13 protein-coding genes are annotated in these 17,038 nt (G+C 52.5%); 7 read left to right on the top strand and 6 right to left on the bottom strand.

Going from position 1 to position 17,038, the window contains the following annotated elements:
* Nucleotides 1–137: 137 nt before the first annotated feature.
* From PW844_RS14780 to PW844_RS14755, 6 genes are all read right to left on the bottom strand, one after another.
* Nucleotides 138–2,816 carry a hypothetical protein gene (locus PW844_RS14780; RefSeq protein WP_299453066.1) on the bottom strand — a complete coding sequence of 893 codons (2,679 nt, stop codon included), beginning with the start codon at nucleotides 2,814–2,816 and terminating at the stop codon, nucleotides 138–140.
* A gap of 303 nt (nucleotides 2,817–3,119) precedes the next feature.
* Nucleotides 3,120–3,803 carry a GntR family transcriptional regulator gene (locus PW844_RS14775; protein ID WP_084874797.1) on the bottom strand — a complete coding sequence of 228 codons (684 nt, stop codon included), beginning with the start codon at nucleotides 3,801–3,803 and terminating at the stop codon, nucleotides 3,120–3,122.
* Between the two features lie 45 nt (nucleotides 3,804–3,848).
* Nucleotides 3,849–5,264: a dihydropyrimidinase gene (gene hydA / locus PW844_RS14770; protein WP_299453063.1), complete on the bottom strand. Its 1,416-nt coding sequence runs from the start codon at nucleotides 5,262–5,264 to the stop codon at nucleotides 3,849–3,851.
* Nucleotides 5,261–6,010: an amino acid ABC transporter permease gene (locus PW844_RS14765; protein WP_299453060.1), complete on the bottom strand. Its 750-nt coding sequence runs from the start codon at nucleotides 6,008–6,010 to the stop codon at nucleotides 5,261–5,263. The genes hydA and PW844_RS14765 overlap by 4 nt, the downstream gene beginning before the upstream one ends.
* A gap of 17 nt (nucleotides 6,011–6,027) precedes the next feature.
* Entirely contained in the window at nucleotides 6,028–6,858 is an 831-nt protein-coding gene (locus PW844_RS14760) for an ABC transporter substrate-binding protein (RefSeq protein WP_217621302.1), read from the bottom strand.
* A gap of 34 nt (nucleotides 6,859–6,892) precedes the next feature.
* Entirely contained in the window at nucleotides 6,893–7,789 is an 897-nt protein-coding gene (locus PW844_RS14755; protein WP_299453030.1) for a dihydrodipicolinate synthase family protein, read from the bottom strand.
* Nucleotides 7,790–7,879: 90 nt separating this feature from the next.
* On the opposite strand from PW844_RS14755, the gene PW844_RS14750 reads away from it, so the two are divergent.
* From PW844_RS14750 to PW844_RS14720, 7 genes are all read left to right on the top strand, one after another.
* Nucleotides 7,880–10,837, top strand: a complete 2,958-nt coding sequence (locus PW844_RS14750) for an FAD-dependent oxidoreductase (RefSeq protein WP_299453028.1) — start codon at nucleotides 7,880–7,882, stop codon at nucleotides 10,835–10,837.
* On the top strand, nucleotides 10,830–12,062 hold the full coding sequence (locus PW844_RS14745; RefSeq protein ID WP_299453025.1) for a M20/M25/M40 family metallo-hydrolase: 1,233 nt from the start codon (nucleotides 10,830–10,832) through the stop codon (nucleotides 12,060–12,062). The genes PW844_RS14750 and PW844_RS14745 overlap by 8 nt, the downstream gene beginning before the upstream one ends.
* Nucleotides 12,059–12,787: an amino acid ABC transporter ATP-binding protein gene (locus PW844_RS14740; protein ID WP_084874777.1), complete on the top strand. Its 729-nt coding sequence runs from the start codon at nucleotides 12,059–12,061 to the stop codon at nucleotides 12,785–12,787. The genes PW844_RS14745 and PW844_RS14740 overlap by 4 nt, the downstream gene beginning before the upstream one ends.
* 17 nt (nucleotides 12,788–12,804) lie before the next feature.
* Nucleotides 12,805–13,737 carry a LysR family transcriptional regulator gene (locus tag PW844_RS14735; protein ID WP_299452998.1) on the top strand — a complete coding sequence of 311 codons (933 nt, stop codon included), beginning with the start codon at nucleotides 12,805–12,807 and terminating at the stop codon, nucleotides 13,735–13,737.
* 200 nt (nucleotides 13,738–13,937) lie between these two features.
* Nucleotides 13,938–15,167 carry an MFS transporter gene (locus PW844_RS14730; RefSeq protein WP_299452995.1) on the top strand — a complete coding sequence of 410 codons (1,230 nt, stop codon included), beginning with the start codon at nucleotides 13,938–13,940 and terminating at the stop codon, nucleotides 15,165–15,167.
* A gap of 4 nt (nucleotides 15,168–15,171) precedes the next feature.
* Nucleotides 15,172–16,671, top strand: coding sequence for an amidase (locus tag PW844_RS14725; RefSeq protein WP_299452991.1), 1,500 nt, complete (start codon nucleotides 15,172–15,174; stop codon nucleotides 16,669–16,671).
* A 15-nt stretch (nucleotides 16,672–16,686) separates the two neighbouring features.
* Nucleotides 16,687–17,034 carry a RidA family protein gene (locus tag PW844_RS14720; RefSeq protein ID WP_084874769.1) on the top strand — a complete coding sequence of 116 codons (348 nt, stop codon included), beginning with the start codon at nucleotides 16,687–16,689 and terminating at the stop codon, nucleotides 17,032–17,034.
* Nucleotides 17,035–17,038 lie beyond the last annotated feature (4 nt).

The raw sequence follows: 17,038 nt of genomic DNA, 5'->3' as shown, positions 1-17,038 counted from the left end.
GATTTTTTTGTGTAAAGTGCTACCATAGCATATATATACTGATTGAAATTCATCATCATAAAAAACTCATAAAATACACCGGAAATGTTAACATTGCGACGAAATTTATTACGCCACAATGTTACGCTGTATCCGTGCTATTCTTTCCCGTATTTATCAAACTCTCCCTTCCAAATCACAGCGCTTTTTGCATTAGTTGCTGTTTTAATTGGATCAATTCTGAGAGATTTATCAAGACTAGGCGTTTCAACTATAAATACATCCTTGCTATAAGAAACTCGCCAAATATTAGTCCCTTCAGGTAATCTGCTGGTATCAATTTGATAGAGTTTTTTAGCTCTATTTGAACGGCCGCCAAAGCTGTTTGTTCCTATGACTTGTCTGATGATTTCTTCCTCGGTGCTATTTTCTGGTGTGAGAGTCGTAGCGAAAAAACCACCTACTTTGTCAGTATTATGCCCTCTCACTTTATTTGATGCGTTAATATAATTATCGCTGTTTATCATTACCGATGAATCATGCGTTGTGAAATGGATAACTTTCTCAGGCCATTCATGTTTTTGAAGTTTATACTTGATAAATTCCTCCCCTGATTTATTCTTTGCCATAATGACCTGTTCCGGTGCAGATGCAACTGGCTCACCACGTGTGGAGCTTGCACTTGCTCGCGGCCTTCCACTGAACGGAGCATTTAATGCACCTGATGTAGATGTTTTTGATCTTGGTAGTACAGAATGTGATCCACCCTCAGTTAATGCTATCTTTTTCTTTTTCGTTGACGGACCAGCCTCAGAATCAACTTCTATCTTATCCCTTCTGATCTTAGGTTGAACTTGAGATATAGTGTCATGTCCAACAGTTTCCTTAACCGGCTGATATTCTTTTACCCAACTGGCTTCTTTGCCATTTTTCGCGCGGGTCAAAAATGCCCTCATATTTGAAAAAGAATCAGCGCTAGCAGAGGGGATGCTATCAATATATTTATCTAATTGATCATTATCCAGTTTTGCAAAACTCGCGTTATCCTTTTTCATATATTCGCGAAGTTGTTGTTTCTGATAAGGTAACAGATTAAACCCACCCGGAAGGCGCATAGCTCTCCCCGAGGTACGATCAACATGATTGCCATCCCGAAGAAACTGTCCCGTTTCCTCATTAAATTTATAGGTCGGAACACTCTCGTCATTTGTCAAGCCAACATAGATGGTTTTTTTCCCACCTTGTTCGTCATCAACGATCATCGGCCTGACATGGGCTTTTTGCAAATCTTCTGCCGTGGGTTCCAATCGTACAATTTCGGTATCACTATCATCATCCGTAGCAGATTCCAGGGTGAGGCTTGAAATTGCTGCATTAATCTCCTCCTGCTTCTCAAATTCGTTCTGTATATTTTCTGGTAGCTCTTCGATAGGTTCATCACTGACTTTTTTTTCCTCTCTTAATTTCTGTGGATCCTCCATCGCTATTACCAGAGTATTGGAATTTTTAATGGCACCTACGACTATTTCTCTTAAGCCTATAAGTCGGGATAACCCATGAAGTTTAAGTCCTTTTTTCAAGGCGCTATCAATTTCACTCACAACTTTCTCTAATTTTTTTATATCATTTTTAATATTTATTATTTGTATTCCCCTGGTCTTTTCTCGTTCTTTTTCCTGCATCCTTTCCTGTTTTTCTGATTTCATTTCATGATCCATTGATTGTTTAAGTTGGCCTTCAGCAATCAACGTTTCAATATTACATTCTTTAACAAAGGATGTGATTGACGTTACTATGTCAACAAGACCCGCAACATCTCCAGCAAGTTCCATTATGTTAAACGTTTCCTGAGATTCACGATATGCAATTTTGGCTGCATAATCGGCAGCTTTCTCATCCGCCAATGCAGCGTCTCTTGCCGTGCTCTCAAGGTTCTTTAGCCCATGCTCATATAAACCTTCATGCATAATCGTATTAACACAACCCGCTATCGCGCTTGATAATGCTCCTGGTCTCTGCTTGTCAACCTGTCGGTTAATAAGAGATTGCTGATAAATTAATCCTGCTGCCTGATCAATACCTCTCCTTCTCTCGGACATTCTATCTGCATATTTATGAATCTTTTCTTTATACTTCATAAATTCATCAGCCATTTTTTCAGGAGCGCTGTACTTGTCTTGAATGCTTACTCTTTTTGTTGAAGATTTTTTTGCAAAGTTATCTTTCATTAACCCATTAGTAACCAGGATATTGTTGGCATTATTTGCGTGCATTGAGGAATTGGCGCTTCGCTCGGAAATCCTTTGATACGCGGTCATTTTCCTCTGCAAATCAATCACAGCATTAGTTGCATCTGGCATTTCCTCACTTAATTTTTTTATCATGTCTTTTATTGCAATAGGGGAACTTTCTAAACTATCCACCAATAACTTCGCAAACAACTCTGACATAGGCTCATTCCAGCCAGTAAAAACCTCAGGAAGTAATTTTATCAAATGAGATTGCACTTCCATCCCGGAGATTACTTTAGATTGATACATGCTTGCCAAAATATTAACGTAACTCTCAGAAAGTTTAGCCATCGCTGCAGGAAAAGGTGTTCTGATTTCCTTTAGTCCATTTTCAATACGGTTATAACGATTTTGCTCTCCATAAGAAGATAATTCCTCATCCAAGTACTGATAGGCTTGTCGGGGATCAGGTTGTAATTTTTCAATAGCGCTACCAATATCTGTCAGAAGAATATTTAGTTTCTGCTCTTGCTTGGTTGGTGCTGTGATTGTCTGAATATGATCAGCCACAGTAATTAAAGATAAATTCGGTGTGTTAATTGGCATAAATTTAACCTGTTAATAACATGTTGTTTACTGGGTTTTAAAATGCAACGGTTAATCGTTGCAAATGTCCAATGAGCAAGTTACCAGGTTGAGGGAATATTTCTTTTGAAAAACGACAAAAACTTATGCAATTCATCCTAAACACCGAACGACTGGTGACTTTCTCTATCAGGCACGGGGATGAAGACTTTCTTTTGGTACAGGAAATAGGATAGAAGTCATAATCGAACGGTTATGACTTCTATCTTAAAATGGCGGTAAATCCGCGCGATAAATCGCGCCGCTACGGGTGTAAAACAGGGATTACAGCGAAGAAATCACATCATTACGCAGATTAATAATGTGTTTACGAATGGAAGCCAGGCTTTTTTCCCGATCGCCTTCACGCATCGCATTGAGCAAATCAAGATGCTCGGCGTGGTTTTCCTGCTGGCGATGCAGCGGGCTATGCAAACGGAACAAACGTACGTTAACGCGCAAACCTTTTAGCACCTGCGCCAGCACCAGGTTACCGCTGGCTTCGGCAATGGTGTTGTGCAGCTTTTCATCGAAACGCCAGAAAAGATGCTCCTGCGCCTCACCGGCATCAATCAATTCACGCAGCTCTTTAAGCAGGTCATCCAGCGTAGCGGCGCTGATTTTATCCAGTGCTTTACCCACCGCTTCCGCTTCCAGCACTTCCCGCAGCGCCATGGTATCAAGATACTCTTTGATATCGATGGTGCGCACGGTGTAGGAACGTGCGCCACGTCGTTCCAGCAGGTTTTCACCCGCCAGTCTCACCAGTGCCTCACGCATTGGCGTACGGGAAACCTGCAACTCTTCCGCCAGCCGCGATTCCAGCATTTCACTACTTCCGGGAATTTTACGTTCGAGGATTAACTCCTTCAGTAACGTATAAACCTGCTCAGACAGACTGGCTGATTTCATATACAACGGCTTGGCAGCCATAATCGCAGCAAGGGTGTGATCCTGATAGTCAGTCATCTTCACGCAGTGTCCAAAAGTAAAATGGCTAATGAGTTTACCGGATTATCCGCTTATTGGGAAAGGCACCGCACAGGTAAGAAACGCACCATTCCCCGCCCTTCCCTGATATTCACCCTCCGCCCAGACCTTTTCACCGCGCGACAGAGTGATGGCAGGCCATGCCTGAACCTGTTTACCTTCATAAGGCGTGTGATCGGCATTGGTGTGCAAATCGCGATTGTTGATGGTTTTATCGATATCGGTATCCCAGATCACCAGATCGGCATCCGAACCCACCGCAATGCTGCCTTTTTGCGGATACAGACCATAGAGCTTCGCCGGTGCCGTGGCAGTCAAATCGACAAAACGCTGGGCGGAAATACGCTTCTTCAGTACCCCTTCACTCATCAATAACGGCAGACGTGTTTCCAGTCCGGCGATGCCGTTAGGCACCAGATCAAACGAGGCATTGTCGCCATGCAGCTTCTTACCTTGCGGATCATCGAAGTTAAACGGGCAATGATCTGAGGAAAAAATGGTAAAGGTGCCGTTCGCTAACGCATTCCATACTGCATTCTGGCTGTCAGTATCGCGTGGCGGCGGGCTACAAATGCATTTTGCGCCGTGGAAGCTGTCATCGATGCCCAAATCCTCGGCGGTGAGAAACAGATATTGCGGACAGGTTTCAGAGAAGATATTGATGCCCTGACCACGCGCCCAGTAAATCTGCTCAATCGCCGCACGGCTGGATACATGGACCAGCAAAATCGGCACATCGACCAGTTCCGCCAGAGAAATCGCCCGGTGCGTGGCTTCACGCTCGCCAATCGGTGAATGGGCCAGCGCATGATAACGCGGCGCGATTTTTCCCTGCTTTTTCAGCCGCTCAGTTAACCAACTGATGCAGTCATCATTTTCTGCGTGAATCATGGAGATCGCCCCGGCTGCACGCGTCGCTTCCAGCACATTCAGAATATGGTGATCGGTCAGTTTTAACGCGTCATAGGTCATATAGATCTTAAATGACGTGTAGCCCTGCTGGATAACCTGCGGAATCTCGTCAATCACTGCGGTGCTGGCGTCAGTAATAATCACGTGAAACGCGTAATCAATGCAGGCTTTCCCTTCAGCACGCTGATGGTAATCGGCGATCGCATCGTGCAGGCTTTGCCCTTTGAATTGCATGGCAAAAGGAATAATGGTGGTGGTACCGCCACAGGCAGCCGAACGCGTGCCGCTGATAAAGTCATCCGCCCCGACAGAGCCATCAGTGGAAGGCTGGTCGAGGTGACAATGGGCATCAACACCACCCGGCGTGACCATGCGACCTTTGGCATCGATCACCTGCTGCGCCAGCGTTTCATCAAGGACCGCTGCGATGACGCTAATACGCCCCTCACTGATGCCAATATCACCATGATAACGATCGGCAGCCGTCACAATGTCCGCATTTTTAATAATCAGATCAAAGGATTTCATGGTTGCGTCTCCCGGGTGTAAGCGCTGGAAACTTCCTTAAAGCTGGGTTTGACCGGTTCACTGCTGTGCGTGGTGTTTTGATACGCTTTAGCGTAGTGACGTTCGATTTTACGCTGGATAAAGTCCCACAAGGTGGTGAGGAGCAGATAATAGGTGGCGGCCACCATAAACAGTTCCAACACCATAAATTGTTCCTGCATCAATATCTGGGTACGACGCAGTAACTCCTCCATGGAAATGACCGAAGCGATGGAGGTGGTTTTTAATAATCCATTAAAGCTGTTGCCTAACGACGGCAGGATTAGACGCATGGTCTGCGGGAAAATCACGTAACGCGCCACATTCAGCTGGTTAAAGCCCAACGCTTTGGCCGCATTAATTTGCCCTTTCGGCAAGGCCTGCACACCACCGCGAATAATTTCCGCCAGGTAAGCCGCTTCATTTAATACCAGCCCCATCACCACCGCTTCAATCACGCTAAAGCGAATGCCAATCTGCGGCAGACCGGTATAGATAATAATTAGCTGCACCAGTAACGGCGTGCCGCGAAAAATCCAGATATAAGTGCGGGCAATCTGGTTAATCCATGACCAGGGAGAGAGTCTGGCAAAGGCGAGTAATATTCCCAATACCAGCCCGCCAGCCATACCCGCAAGGGTTAACAGGACGGTATTCACCGCCCCCATGAAAATGAAATAGTTGGTGAGATAATGGAAGTACCCTTCCCAGCTCCAGCCCTGAATCATAATTCGCTTTCCTACAGTTACGAGTGGGGACCCTGAACACTAAAGGTTCCGGTGATCATTTTTGCGCCGTACTTGTTAAACAGCGCCGGTAAGCTGCCATCGGCATTCATCTGGTTCAGCACTTTCGCGGTGGCATCAGCCAGATGTGCGTCTTTGAATGCAATAGCAACCGGTGTCGGGTCGATGCCAGAGAGCACCTGCTTAAACATCCCTTTGTGCTGATAATCCGCCGCAACGGCGTCGATGCTGATCACCGCGCTTACCTGCTGCGCGCGTAATGCCTGGAAGGCCACGGTAAAGTTATCAAAGGTATGGATATCAACCGGCTTAAGGCCTTTGGCTTCCAGCTCTTTGCTGATCTTACGGATGGTGGTTTCTTCAAAACCGCCGATTTCCACTCCGACACTTTTACCCGCCAGATCTTCAACTTTGGCAATTTTGCCGCTGTCGGCAGGAGCCACGGAAACACTGATGGCCTGGCTCTCATAGGGGATCAGATACATGATTTTGGCGCGTGCCGGGGTGAAGAAAATGCCGGTGTTGATCATGTCCCAGCGTCCGCCCTGCAAACCCGGTACCATCGCGGAAAATTCAATACGGGTATAGTCCGGTTTCAGGCAAAGACGTTTGGCAATTTCCTCGCCCAGCTCGATGCGCATGCCTTTTAACTGGCCCTCACCATCGACATATTGCAGTGGCGGTAAGGTCGGGTTAGTGGACATCTTTAACTCACCCGCCGTCACCAGGTTTGCACCCTCAATCGGGGTACAGGCCGCGAAGCTGGCTTGCATAAACAGGCTACCCGTAAGAAGACATGCAGCTGCTATCAACGTTTTTTTGGTCATCATTTACATTCTCCGAATAAGCAAAATAGGACGGGTATCAATGCTGAATGCTGTTCAGCACTGCGAGCTTTTCTAATTCATGACGCAGAACCTGGTGCAAATCGCTGGCAAGCGGCAGACGTGGTGCACGCGGGATGCCCACCTCCAGCCCCATCATCGACAGGCCCGCTTTGCTGGCGGCAACATAATGTGGTCCGCCAACCGCACGCACTACCGGCAGGATTTTGTGATACAGCACCAGGGCTTCATTGCGATCAAGGCGGTCCACTGCGGCTTCAAACATTTGCGCACACTGCGATGGCAACAGGTTAGACGCCACCGCCACCCAGCCGCAGGCACCGAGCCAGAAGGATTCGTAGCCGAGGATGCCGGCGAACACATTCATGCGGTCGCCGCACAATTCAATGATGTCGCGCACACGAGTGACTTCCAGCGTGGATTCTTTGATATAGCTGACGGTGTCGATTTCCGATAAACGCGCCACGGTTTTCGGCAGCAAATCGACGTTGGCGGTGGCCGGGTTGTTGTAAATCATGATCGGAATGGAAAGCGCTTCGCCCACCGCACGGTAATGGGCAAACAATTCGTCTTCGTTCGGGCAGCTGTAAAATGGCGGGATGATCATCACGCCATCTGCACCCATCGCTTCGGCTTCTTTACTCAGTTCCACGCATTCCGGCGTCCATTCTGCACCGGTTCCCATCAGCACCGGTACACGCCCTCTTGCGGTGCGAATCACCGTTTCGGTGACCAGCTGGCGCTCCTCGCGAGTCATCGATAAAAATTCACCGGTACTGCCCAATGGGATAAGCCCATGAATACCTTGTTCAATTTGCCAATCAACCAATTTTTCCAGAGCTGGCACGTCAATTGCTAAACCATCCTGGGTGAAAGGAGTAATTAACACCGTATAAGTACCGCGAAACTGCGCCATGTTTTGAGTTCCTTAAGAAATTGCTTGATGCATACCGTTTGTATACCGTATACATAATGTATACACAAGCGTTGTCGGATCACAAGCGTTATGGAACTCAAATCTCCCAACATCATTCCTGCCAGCAAAACTCTGACCATCTGGTTTGATGGCAAAGCCGTCCAGGCCCTGTCCGGCGAAACCATTGCGGCTGCACTCGCGCGGCAAAACATCGTGACTATCCGTGAGACCGATCAGGGCGACAAACGCGGGTTATGGTGCGGCATGGGGGCCTGCTACGAGTGTGTGGTGCAGGTGGACGGCAAAGGATCGCAACGCAGCTGCATGACTCTGGTGCAGGACGGTATGCAAGTGCAGACTCAGCGCGCTCCGCAACCACCGGCCCAACCTCTCGCCCCAACCCCACACAATTTTGCCCCAGAAACACGCGAGTGCGATCTGCTGGTGCTGGGTGCAGGTCCGGCGGGGCTTTCTGCCGCGCGCATCGCCGCCAGAGCGGGTGCGAATGTCATGGTGATCGATGAACGCCCGCAGAGTGGCGGTCAGTTTTTTAAGCCGCTGGCCCCTTCTCATACCCTGCATGGCAAAGTGCCGCAGCAATGGCGTGATGGCGACAGCCTGCTGAAAGAAACCCAGGCTGCCGGGGTAGACATTCTGCAACAGGCCACGGTCTGGGCGGCTTTTTCTGCCCAGGAAATTGGCGTGATCTGGCGCGATCAGACGTTGCTGATTCGCCCGCAACAGCTGATCATCGCCACCGGTGCCTATGAGCGCCCGGTGCCTTTTCCTGGCTGGACCCTGCCCGGCGTGATGACTACCGGCGCAGGCCAGACGCTGGCGAAAGCGTATCGGGTCATTCCCGGTGAGCGAGTGGTCGTCAGCGGCAATGGTCCATTGAATTTGCAGTTTGCCGCCGAGCTGGTCGACAGCGCGGGCAAGGTGGTTGAGGTGCTGGAACGCGCCGCTAAACCAGGGATCAAAATGCTGCGGCAGATCCTGACCATGGCAAAAGTTGCACCCGAGCTGTTGTTCAAGGGACGTCATTACCTGTCGATGCTGAAAAAAAATCGTGTGGCGGTGCGCTGGGGTTATGAAGTGGTTGCTGCGCACGGACAGGATCGGTTAGAACGCATTACCGTTATGGCGGTGGATCAGCACGGGCAGCGCATTCCCGGTTCAAGCCGCGAGATTGCGTGTGATGTGCTTTGTCTCGGCCATGGTTTTATTCCCTCCACCGATCTGGCTCGCTCGCTGGGCTGCAAACAGCAACTTGCTGCCACCCCGTTCAGCACCCCAACGATTAAAACCGATGCAGACGGCGCAACCAGCATCGCTGGCGTTTATGTGATCGGTGATGGTGCCCGGCTCGGCGGCGCGCAGATTGCCCAGACGCGCGGTCAGCTGGCTGGCATCCGTGCGCTCCAGGCGCTCGGCAAAACGGCTGAGGGCATTGATATCCATCAGTTGAAAACACGCCTCGCCAAAGCGGAAGATTTTCAACAGGCGCTGTGGCAGGTCTATCAGGCTCCACCGGTGAGCCTGCAATCGCTGGCGGACGAGACGGTGATTTGCCGTTGTGAAAACATCACTCTTGGCAGCTTGCGCAGCGCCATCAGCGCAGGCATGGATACCCCGGCCGCACTGAAACGTAATCTGCGCACTGGCATGGGGTTATGTCAGGGACGAACCTGTTCTGGCATGGTGGCGCAGCTGGTGACGGAGATGACCGGACGCCAAAAGCAAACCAGCGGATTCTATGCGCCCCGCTTCCCGGTGCGTCCGGTTCCCATCGCCGCGTTGACCTTTGAGAAACAGGAATGGGGCGGCCATAAACCCGCCATCACCCCTAATCTGGCGCGCCCGGTGGAATCAACACCCTTACCCCCGCAGAAGACCGACGTACTGGTGATCGGTGGCGGCGTGATGGGCAACTGCCTCGGTTATTACCTGGCCGAGGGTGGCGCTGATGTGCTGGTGGTGGAGCGCGACGATATCAATTTACAGGCTTCCGGGGCCAACGCGGGTAGCCTGCATGTGCAACTGCTGTCGTTCGATTTTGGTGCCAAAGCCGAACAAGGTGGTGGTCCGGCGGCGCAAACGCTGCCGCTGGGGCCGGTTTCGGTCCGGCTGTGGCAGGAACTGGAAGCCGCCAGCGGTGAGTCGCTGGAAATCAAGATCACCGGCGGGCTGATGGTGGCGGAAACCGAACAGGAGATGCGTTTCCTCGAACAGAAAATGTTGCTGGAGCGCCGCTACGGTATCGAAGCCAGCTTGCTGGATGCGCGTGAATTAGCGCAATTATCCCCCAACCTTTCCCCGCAGCTTATTGGTGCCGAATTTTGCCCGATGGAAGGCAAGATCAACCCACTGCGTGCCACTTATGTGGTGAACCAGCTGGCGCGCGCTCAGGGTGCACGTTTCCAGCGCGGCACCGATGTGATAGCCATTGAGCGGCTTTCCCACGGTGGCTACCGGGTACAAACCAGCCGCGGCGTGATTGAGGCGCAGCGAGTGATCAATGCTGCCGGTGCCTGGGCCGCTAAAGTGGGTGAAATGGTGGGGATCAACGTGCCGGTCAAAGGCGCGCCGCTACAGATGATTGTCACCGAACGTGCCGCGCCGCTGGTGGATCACTTGATTGCACACGCGGGCCGCCATCTCAGCCTGAAACAGACGGCGCACGGCAGCTTATTAATCGGCGGTGGCTGGAGTGCGCAATTTAACCCGGCGATGCGCATGAATCAGCCCTCGCGCGAAAGTATTGAAGGCAATCTGTGGGTGGCAAATAAAGTGCTGCCCGCCCTGAGTGGCCTGCATATGGTACGTAGCTGGGCCGGGATGAATATCAATATCGACGGCGCGCCGATTATTGGCGAAGTGCCCGGCATCCCCGGTTTCTACAACGCCGTGACCTCCAATGGTTATACCCTGTCGCCGGTGGTGGCCCGCAGCCTGGCGCAACTTATTCTTCGTGGCAGCAGTGAGATCAATCTGTCGCCTTACCATATTTCCCGTTTCGATAATCACAGGACTGCTGTCAATGAGTAAACAACGTGTCGCCACATGGATTGAACACCATTTTCCCGACCAGGTTGAGATGCTGAAAATTCTGGTGCAAACCCCGTCGGATAACCCGGCAGGTGATTGCACGCCCCATGCCTTAGTCACGGCGCAGCAGTTACGCGCGCTGGGGCTGGATGTCGAAACCTTCACTGTGCCGGATGAGGTGGTACAGGCTGCCGGGATGCGCAGTGCGACCAACCTGGTGGTGCGTCATCGCTTTGGACCTGGTCCAACGGTAGCGCTCAATGCGCACGGTGATGTGGTGCCACCCGGTGGCGGCTGGAGCAAAGACCCTTACGGTGCCGAAATCGAAGATGGCTGGTTATATGGTCGTGGGGCTGCGGTGTCGAAATCAGACATCACCACTTATGCTTACGCGCTGCTGGCGCTGATCCACAGTGAAGCAAGGCTAAATGGCACTATCGAGCTGCACATTACTTACGATGAAGAAACCGGTGGCGCGACCGGACCTGGCTGGCTGCTGGAGAATGGCATCAGCAAGCCGGATTACGTGGTCTGTGCTGCGCTAAGTTACTTTGTCGTCACCGCGCATAATGGTTGTCTGCATCTGGAAATCGACGTGCAGGGTAAATCGGCGCACGCCGCTTTTCCTGCCAGCGGCCACGATGCCATCGAAGCCGGGAACCGTGTCATGAGCGCGCTATATCACTATCGCGACTCGCTGGCAGCAACACATTCGCAGGTTCCGGGCATTGATTCCCCTACGCTGGTGATTGGTCTGGTGTCGGGCGGCATTAATACCAATGTGGTGGGCGATAACATGGTGATTCGTCTCGACCGTCGCATTATCCCGGAGGAAAACCCGGAGGTGGTGGAACAGGAATTAATCGCGTTGATTGCCAGCGTAGAAAAACAGCTGACCGGCATTACCTGCAAGGTAAAACGCATTTTGCTGGCGCGCCCGTTCACCTCATCCGCCGCGAGCATCGCCCTGGCTAATATCTTCAGCCAGCAGGCAGAAAAAATCCTGCAGGAACCGATCCCGTTAGTCGGGCTGCCGTTGTATACCGATGCCCGTCTGTACAGTGCCGCAGGCATTCCCACCATTATGTACGGTGCCGGACCACGCAGCTTCCTCGAGGCCAATGGGCACCGCGCCGATGAGCGTGTGCATCTTGATGATTTACAGCGTGCCACCAAAATCGTCGCCAATAGTCTGCTTACTCTTTTGCAGGAGAAAAACGCATGATCGCCATTAATAATTTGTCGAAATATTATGGTCAGCTGCCGGTGCTGAAAAACTGCACGCTGAATATTCAAAAAGGCGAAGTGGTGGTGATTTGTGGCCCGTCCGGTTCCGGGAAATCCACCTTAATTAAATGCATCAATGCGCTGGAGCCGTTTCAGCGTGGCGAAATTGATGTGGATGGCATGAAGCTCAGTGATAAGAAAACCAATCTTACCGCCCTGCGTCAGCAGGTGGGCATGGTGTTTCAGTCCTTTGAATTATTCCCGCATATGACGGTGCTGGAAAACCTGATTGTGCCGCAGATGCGTAACCTGAAACGCCCGCGTGCGGCGGCATTAGATAAAGCGCAGGAACTGCTGCAACGTGTGGGCATGGAACGTCACGGGCATAAATATCCGGCTCAGTTGTCGGGCGGCCAGCAGCAACGTGTCGCCATCGCCCGTGCACTGGCGATGAATCCCAAAGTGATGTTATTTGACGAACCCACTTCGGCACTGGATCCTGAAATGGTGGCAGAGGTGCTGGCGGTGATGGCGGAACTGGCTGCCGAAGGCATGACCATGTGTTGCGTCACGCACGAACTGGGTTTTGCCCGTAAGATTGCTGACCGCATCATTTTTATGGATGCCGGGGAAATTATCGAAGACGCCGAGACGGAAACCTTTTTCACCACCCCGGCCTCACCGCGCGCACGAAATTTCCTCGACCAGATTATTCATCATTAAGGTAAAAAAGGCTGAGTATGAAAGCACGCCACCTGCAGGAAAATGCCGTCCGCTACTTTCTGGAAGTGGTTCGCTCGGGTTCACTCAGCCTGGCGGCACAGAAACTGAATGTTGCCGCCTCCGCTATCAGCCGTCAGATTAGCGGCCTGGAAGATCGGCTGGGGGAAACCCTGTTCGAACGGCGTAAGGAAGGGATGATCCCCACCGCCGCCGGGGAGTTGCTGGCGGCCTGGGCGATCCGCACCCAGCTGGAAAGTGAAAAGGTGGTGCATGAACTGGCTGAACTGAGCGGGCTGCGGAAAGGCGAAGTTCGCATCGACAGCTCGGCTGGCTTCAGTGTCGATTTTTTACCGATGATGATCGCCTCCTTTCGTCGTCATTATCCCGATATCCATTTTCGCCTGCATGTCACCCATGCCGAAGAGGTGGTGCGTCGGCTGCGTGAAGGGGAAAGTGACCTCGGGCTGACTTTCAGCCAGATTCCCGGGGAGAATATTCATGTCGCCTGGCGTTTGCAGTCCCGTCTGGTGGCGGTGATGCCGCCCGAACATGTGCTTGCCCGGCGCAGCGGTTTACAGCTTTCGCAGCTGAGTGGCTATCCTCTCGGGCTGCCGGAACGGCCAATTATGTTGCGCCGCCTGTTCGATGCCTGCTGTAGCCGTCAGGGGATCGTCATTTCTCCGGTGTTTGTCACCAACTCCATCAGTGCGTTGCTGGCCTTTGTACGCTACGAACAGGGCGTGGTGGTGGCGTCCGAAATGACGGTGCGGGAATATATTCGTGCACATAATTTGTGCGCCGTCCCGCTGGTGGGACAGGATCTGCACGGCATCAATATCGAACTGAATACGCTGGCGGGCCGCAGCTTACCCAAAGCGGTGACAGCGTTTATTGACCATTTTATTCGTGAAATGGAGTCCACGCCGTTTATTTCCGCTGTCACATCATAATATTCGCTTATTACCCAACACCTGAATCGGTCCCTTTTTCGTCGTTTATGACGGCGCGAAATAATAATGCCTTATCACAACGTGATCTTTGCTGTTTTGCTATGGATAACGTGAAAAAGTTGAAATGGTGATAACCCTGAGCGCATGGCAGGATGAATTTCTGCTGAGAAATTTAATCCTCCGGCTAATAAGGAACTGCCATGCAACCTTCATCGTTTTACCGGCATTGGGTGGTTATTTTGCTGTATATCGCCTGGTGTATCGCCTTTATTGATCGCGTAGTGCTGAGCATGGGTGCACCGGCGCTGACGGCGGAAATGCACCTCAGCCCCACCGAACTCGGCCTGGTGTTAAGCGTGTTCTATTTTGGCTTCTGGCTGATGCAGTTGCCGGGTGGCTGGCTCGCCGACCGCTTTGGCGCGAAGTCAGTGGTGATTATGGCGATCGGTTTTTGGTCATTGTTCACCCTGCTTACCGGCCTGGCATGGTCGCTGGCGTCATTGTTATTTATCCGCCTGTTGTTCGGTCTGGGTGAAGGCGCGTTCCCCTCGGCAGCCATTAAGAATGCGGCGGAAAATTACCGCACGGAACAGAAACCTAAAATTACCTCGCTGCTGGTGTCATCAAATTATATCGGCAGCATGCTCGCCCCGCTGTTAATTGCCCCACTGCTGCTGCATTTCCACTGGCGTCACACCTTTATGCTAATTGGGATTTTGGGATTGGTGTTTGTGCTGATATATAGCCTGACAGTACGCAACACTCCGGCCAGTGACAACGAACAGCGGCAACGTATTAATTTGCAGGACGTGAAAAGCGTCATGAAACATCCGCTGCTGTGGAAGATCGCGGCGGTGTGGTTTGGCCTGAGCCTAATCAACAAAGGGCTGGATTCCTGGATGCCGGTTTATCTGATGACCGAGCGTCACCTCGACCTGAAAGCCGTCGGCGTGCTGCTGCCGATCCCCTATCTGATGGCCGGGATCGCAACCGCCATCGGCGGCTGGGTAATGGTGAAATTCTTTAATGGCCGGGAAAACCTGATGCTGCTGTTCAGCGCCCTGTTTACCGCCATCTCCATCGGTTGCATGTACCGCGCAGAAACGCTGACCGGCGTGATTGTGGCGCAGGCATTCACCTATTTCTTTAAATCGTTTGTGCTGGCGGTGGCCGTGGCACTGCCGACCAAAATCCTCGCGCCGCGTATGGTGGGTTCCGGTATTGGTGTGATCAACTTTGGTGGTCAGGCGGCGGGCTTTATTGCCCCGCTGGCGATTGGTCTGATGGTGCAACACTTCAGCTTTGGCTCCGCGTTCCTGTTCCTGATGGGGGCCGCCGCGTTCTCAACCCTGATGAGCCTGACCATCCGCACGGAAAAAACCGGCACAGCGGCGGTGCCCCCGCTGAAATCATTAACCAAAGAAGGATGATGCGATGGATACGTTATGCGATCTCCCCGCGACTGAAGCCCGTCGTCTGATTGGCGAAAAGAGTATCGCCCCGAGTGAGCTGCTGGAAAGCTGCATCAACCGGATTGAACAGGTTAATCCGGCGGTGAATGCGCTGGTGGCCTGCGATTTTGCTGCGGCGCGCGCCGTCGCCAAACAGCAGGATAATGCGGTGCTGCGCGGCGAACCACTCGGCCCGTTACACGGTTTACCGCTCGGCGTGAAGGATATGATCGACGCCGCCGGCTTGCCGACCACCTACGGCAGCGTGGCAAAACGCAACAACGTGCCACAGCAGGATGAGCGGCTGGTGGCGGTGTTGCGCGCAGCGGGCGCGAACGTTGTCGGCAAAACCAACGTACCGGAATGGGGTGCCGGGGGGAATTCCCGCAACGCGGTGTATGGCACCACCGGTAACCCGTTTGATCCCAGCCGTTCCGCCGCAGGATCCTCTGGCGGATCTGCGGCGGCACTGGCCTGCGGCATGGTGTCGCTGGCGACCGGTTCCGATACCGGCGGTTCGCTGCGTAATCCGGCGGCCTTTAACGGCGTGGTCGGTTTCCGCCCGACGGCGGGTCTTATCCCGGCAGAAAAACGCGGCTGCGCGTGGTTGCAAATTTCCACTCTGGGTCCGATGGGACGCACGGTGGATGACGCCGCCTTAATGTTCAGCGTGATTCAGGGAGAAGATGCGCGTGATCCGCTGTCACATGTGGTGCCGGGACGCCAGTTGCGCCAGCCGCAGGAGTTCTTCCCGCTGGCAGCGATGGACCTCTCCTCGCAACGCCTGGCGTGGAGCCACGACTTCGGCTTCGCCCCGACCGAGCAAGGTGTGGTGGATTGCTTTCACGGCAAAATGCAGCATATCGCCCCGCTGTTCGCCAGCGCTGAACAGGCGACGCCGGATTGTCAGGGGGCGAATGAAGCCTTCGAAACCCTGCGATCGCTGTTGTTCCTCACCGCGACGCGTGAACTGTATCAGCAGCATCCGCAGTCAGTCGGTGAAAACGTGCGCATGAATATTGAAGAAGGCTTGCGCTACAGCGCACTGGATATTGCACGCGGACTGGATTTACAAACCCAGCTGTATCGGCGCTGGGAAGCGTTTTTTCACGACTATGATTATATGGTGTCACCGGCGGTCACCATCAGCCCACGTCCGTGGACCGAACTTTATCCACGTGAAATCAACGGCCAGCCGACACGTACCTATTATCACTGGCTGGCGCTGGCGTATGTTACCTCGCTGGCCGGGCTGCCCTCCCTTTCCTTACCCCTGGGGCGGGATGCGCAGGGCATGCCGTTTGGTTTGCAGATCATCGGCAAGCGTGGTGACGACATTGGCGTGCTGCGGGTGGCAAAAGCGCTGGAACAGAAATTTAGCCAGCATCCGCAACTGGCACGCCCGCAGCCGGACATTGCCGAGCTGCGCCAGGCACCGCCCATCGCCAGCATGGCGGATTTTTATCTCCCTTTAGGTCAGTAAACGAACGAGGACAACATGAATTTACCTTTTTCCAAAGTGCGTCTGGTCGGTGATCAGGTATGGCTCTCGGGTGTGATTGGATTTGAAGAAGATGGCACGCTGGCGGCAGAAGTCAGCCGTCAGACCGAACGCGTGATGCAGACCATTCAGGCCACGCTGGCAGAACAGGGTTGCACCCTGGCAGATATTTTCTCCTGTACCGTGTATCTCACCGACGCCGATTTGTTCGCCCCGTTTAATCAGGCGTATGCCAAATGGTTCAGCGATCCTTTGCCGGTGAGAACCACGGTGCTGGCGGGCCTGGTGTTGCAGGAGGCGTTGCTGGAGATCACCGTGGTCGCGCAAAAACCCACTGCGGAGTAAAGCG

It is taken from the genome of Pantoea sp. (assembly GCF_028283705.1).
Classification (GTDB): Bacteria; Pseudomonadota; Gammaproteobacteria; order Enterobacterales; family Enterobacteriaceae; genus Pantoea.
This window is presented reverse-complemented; position numbering and strand designations above follow the sequence as displayed.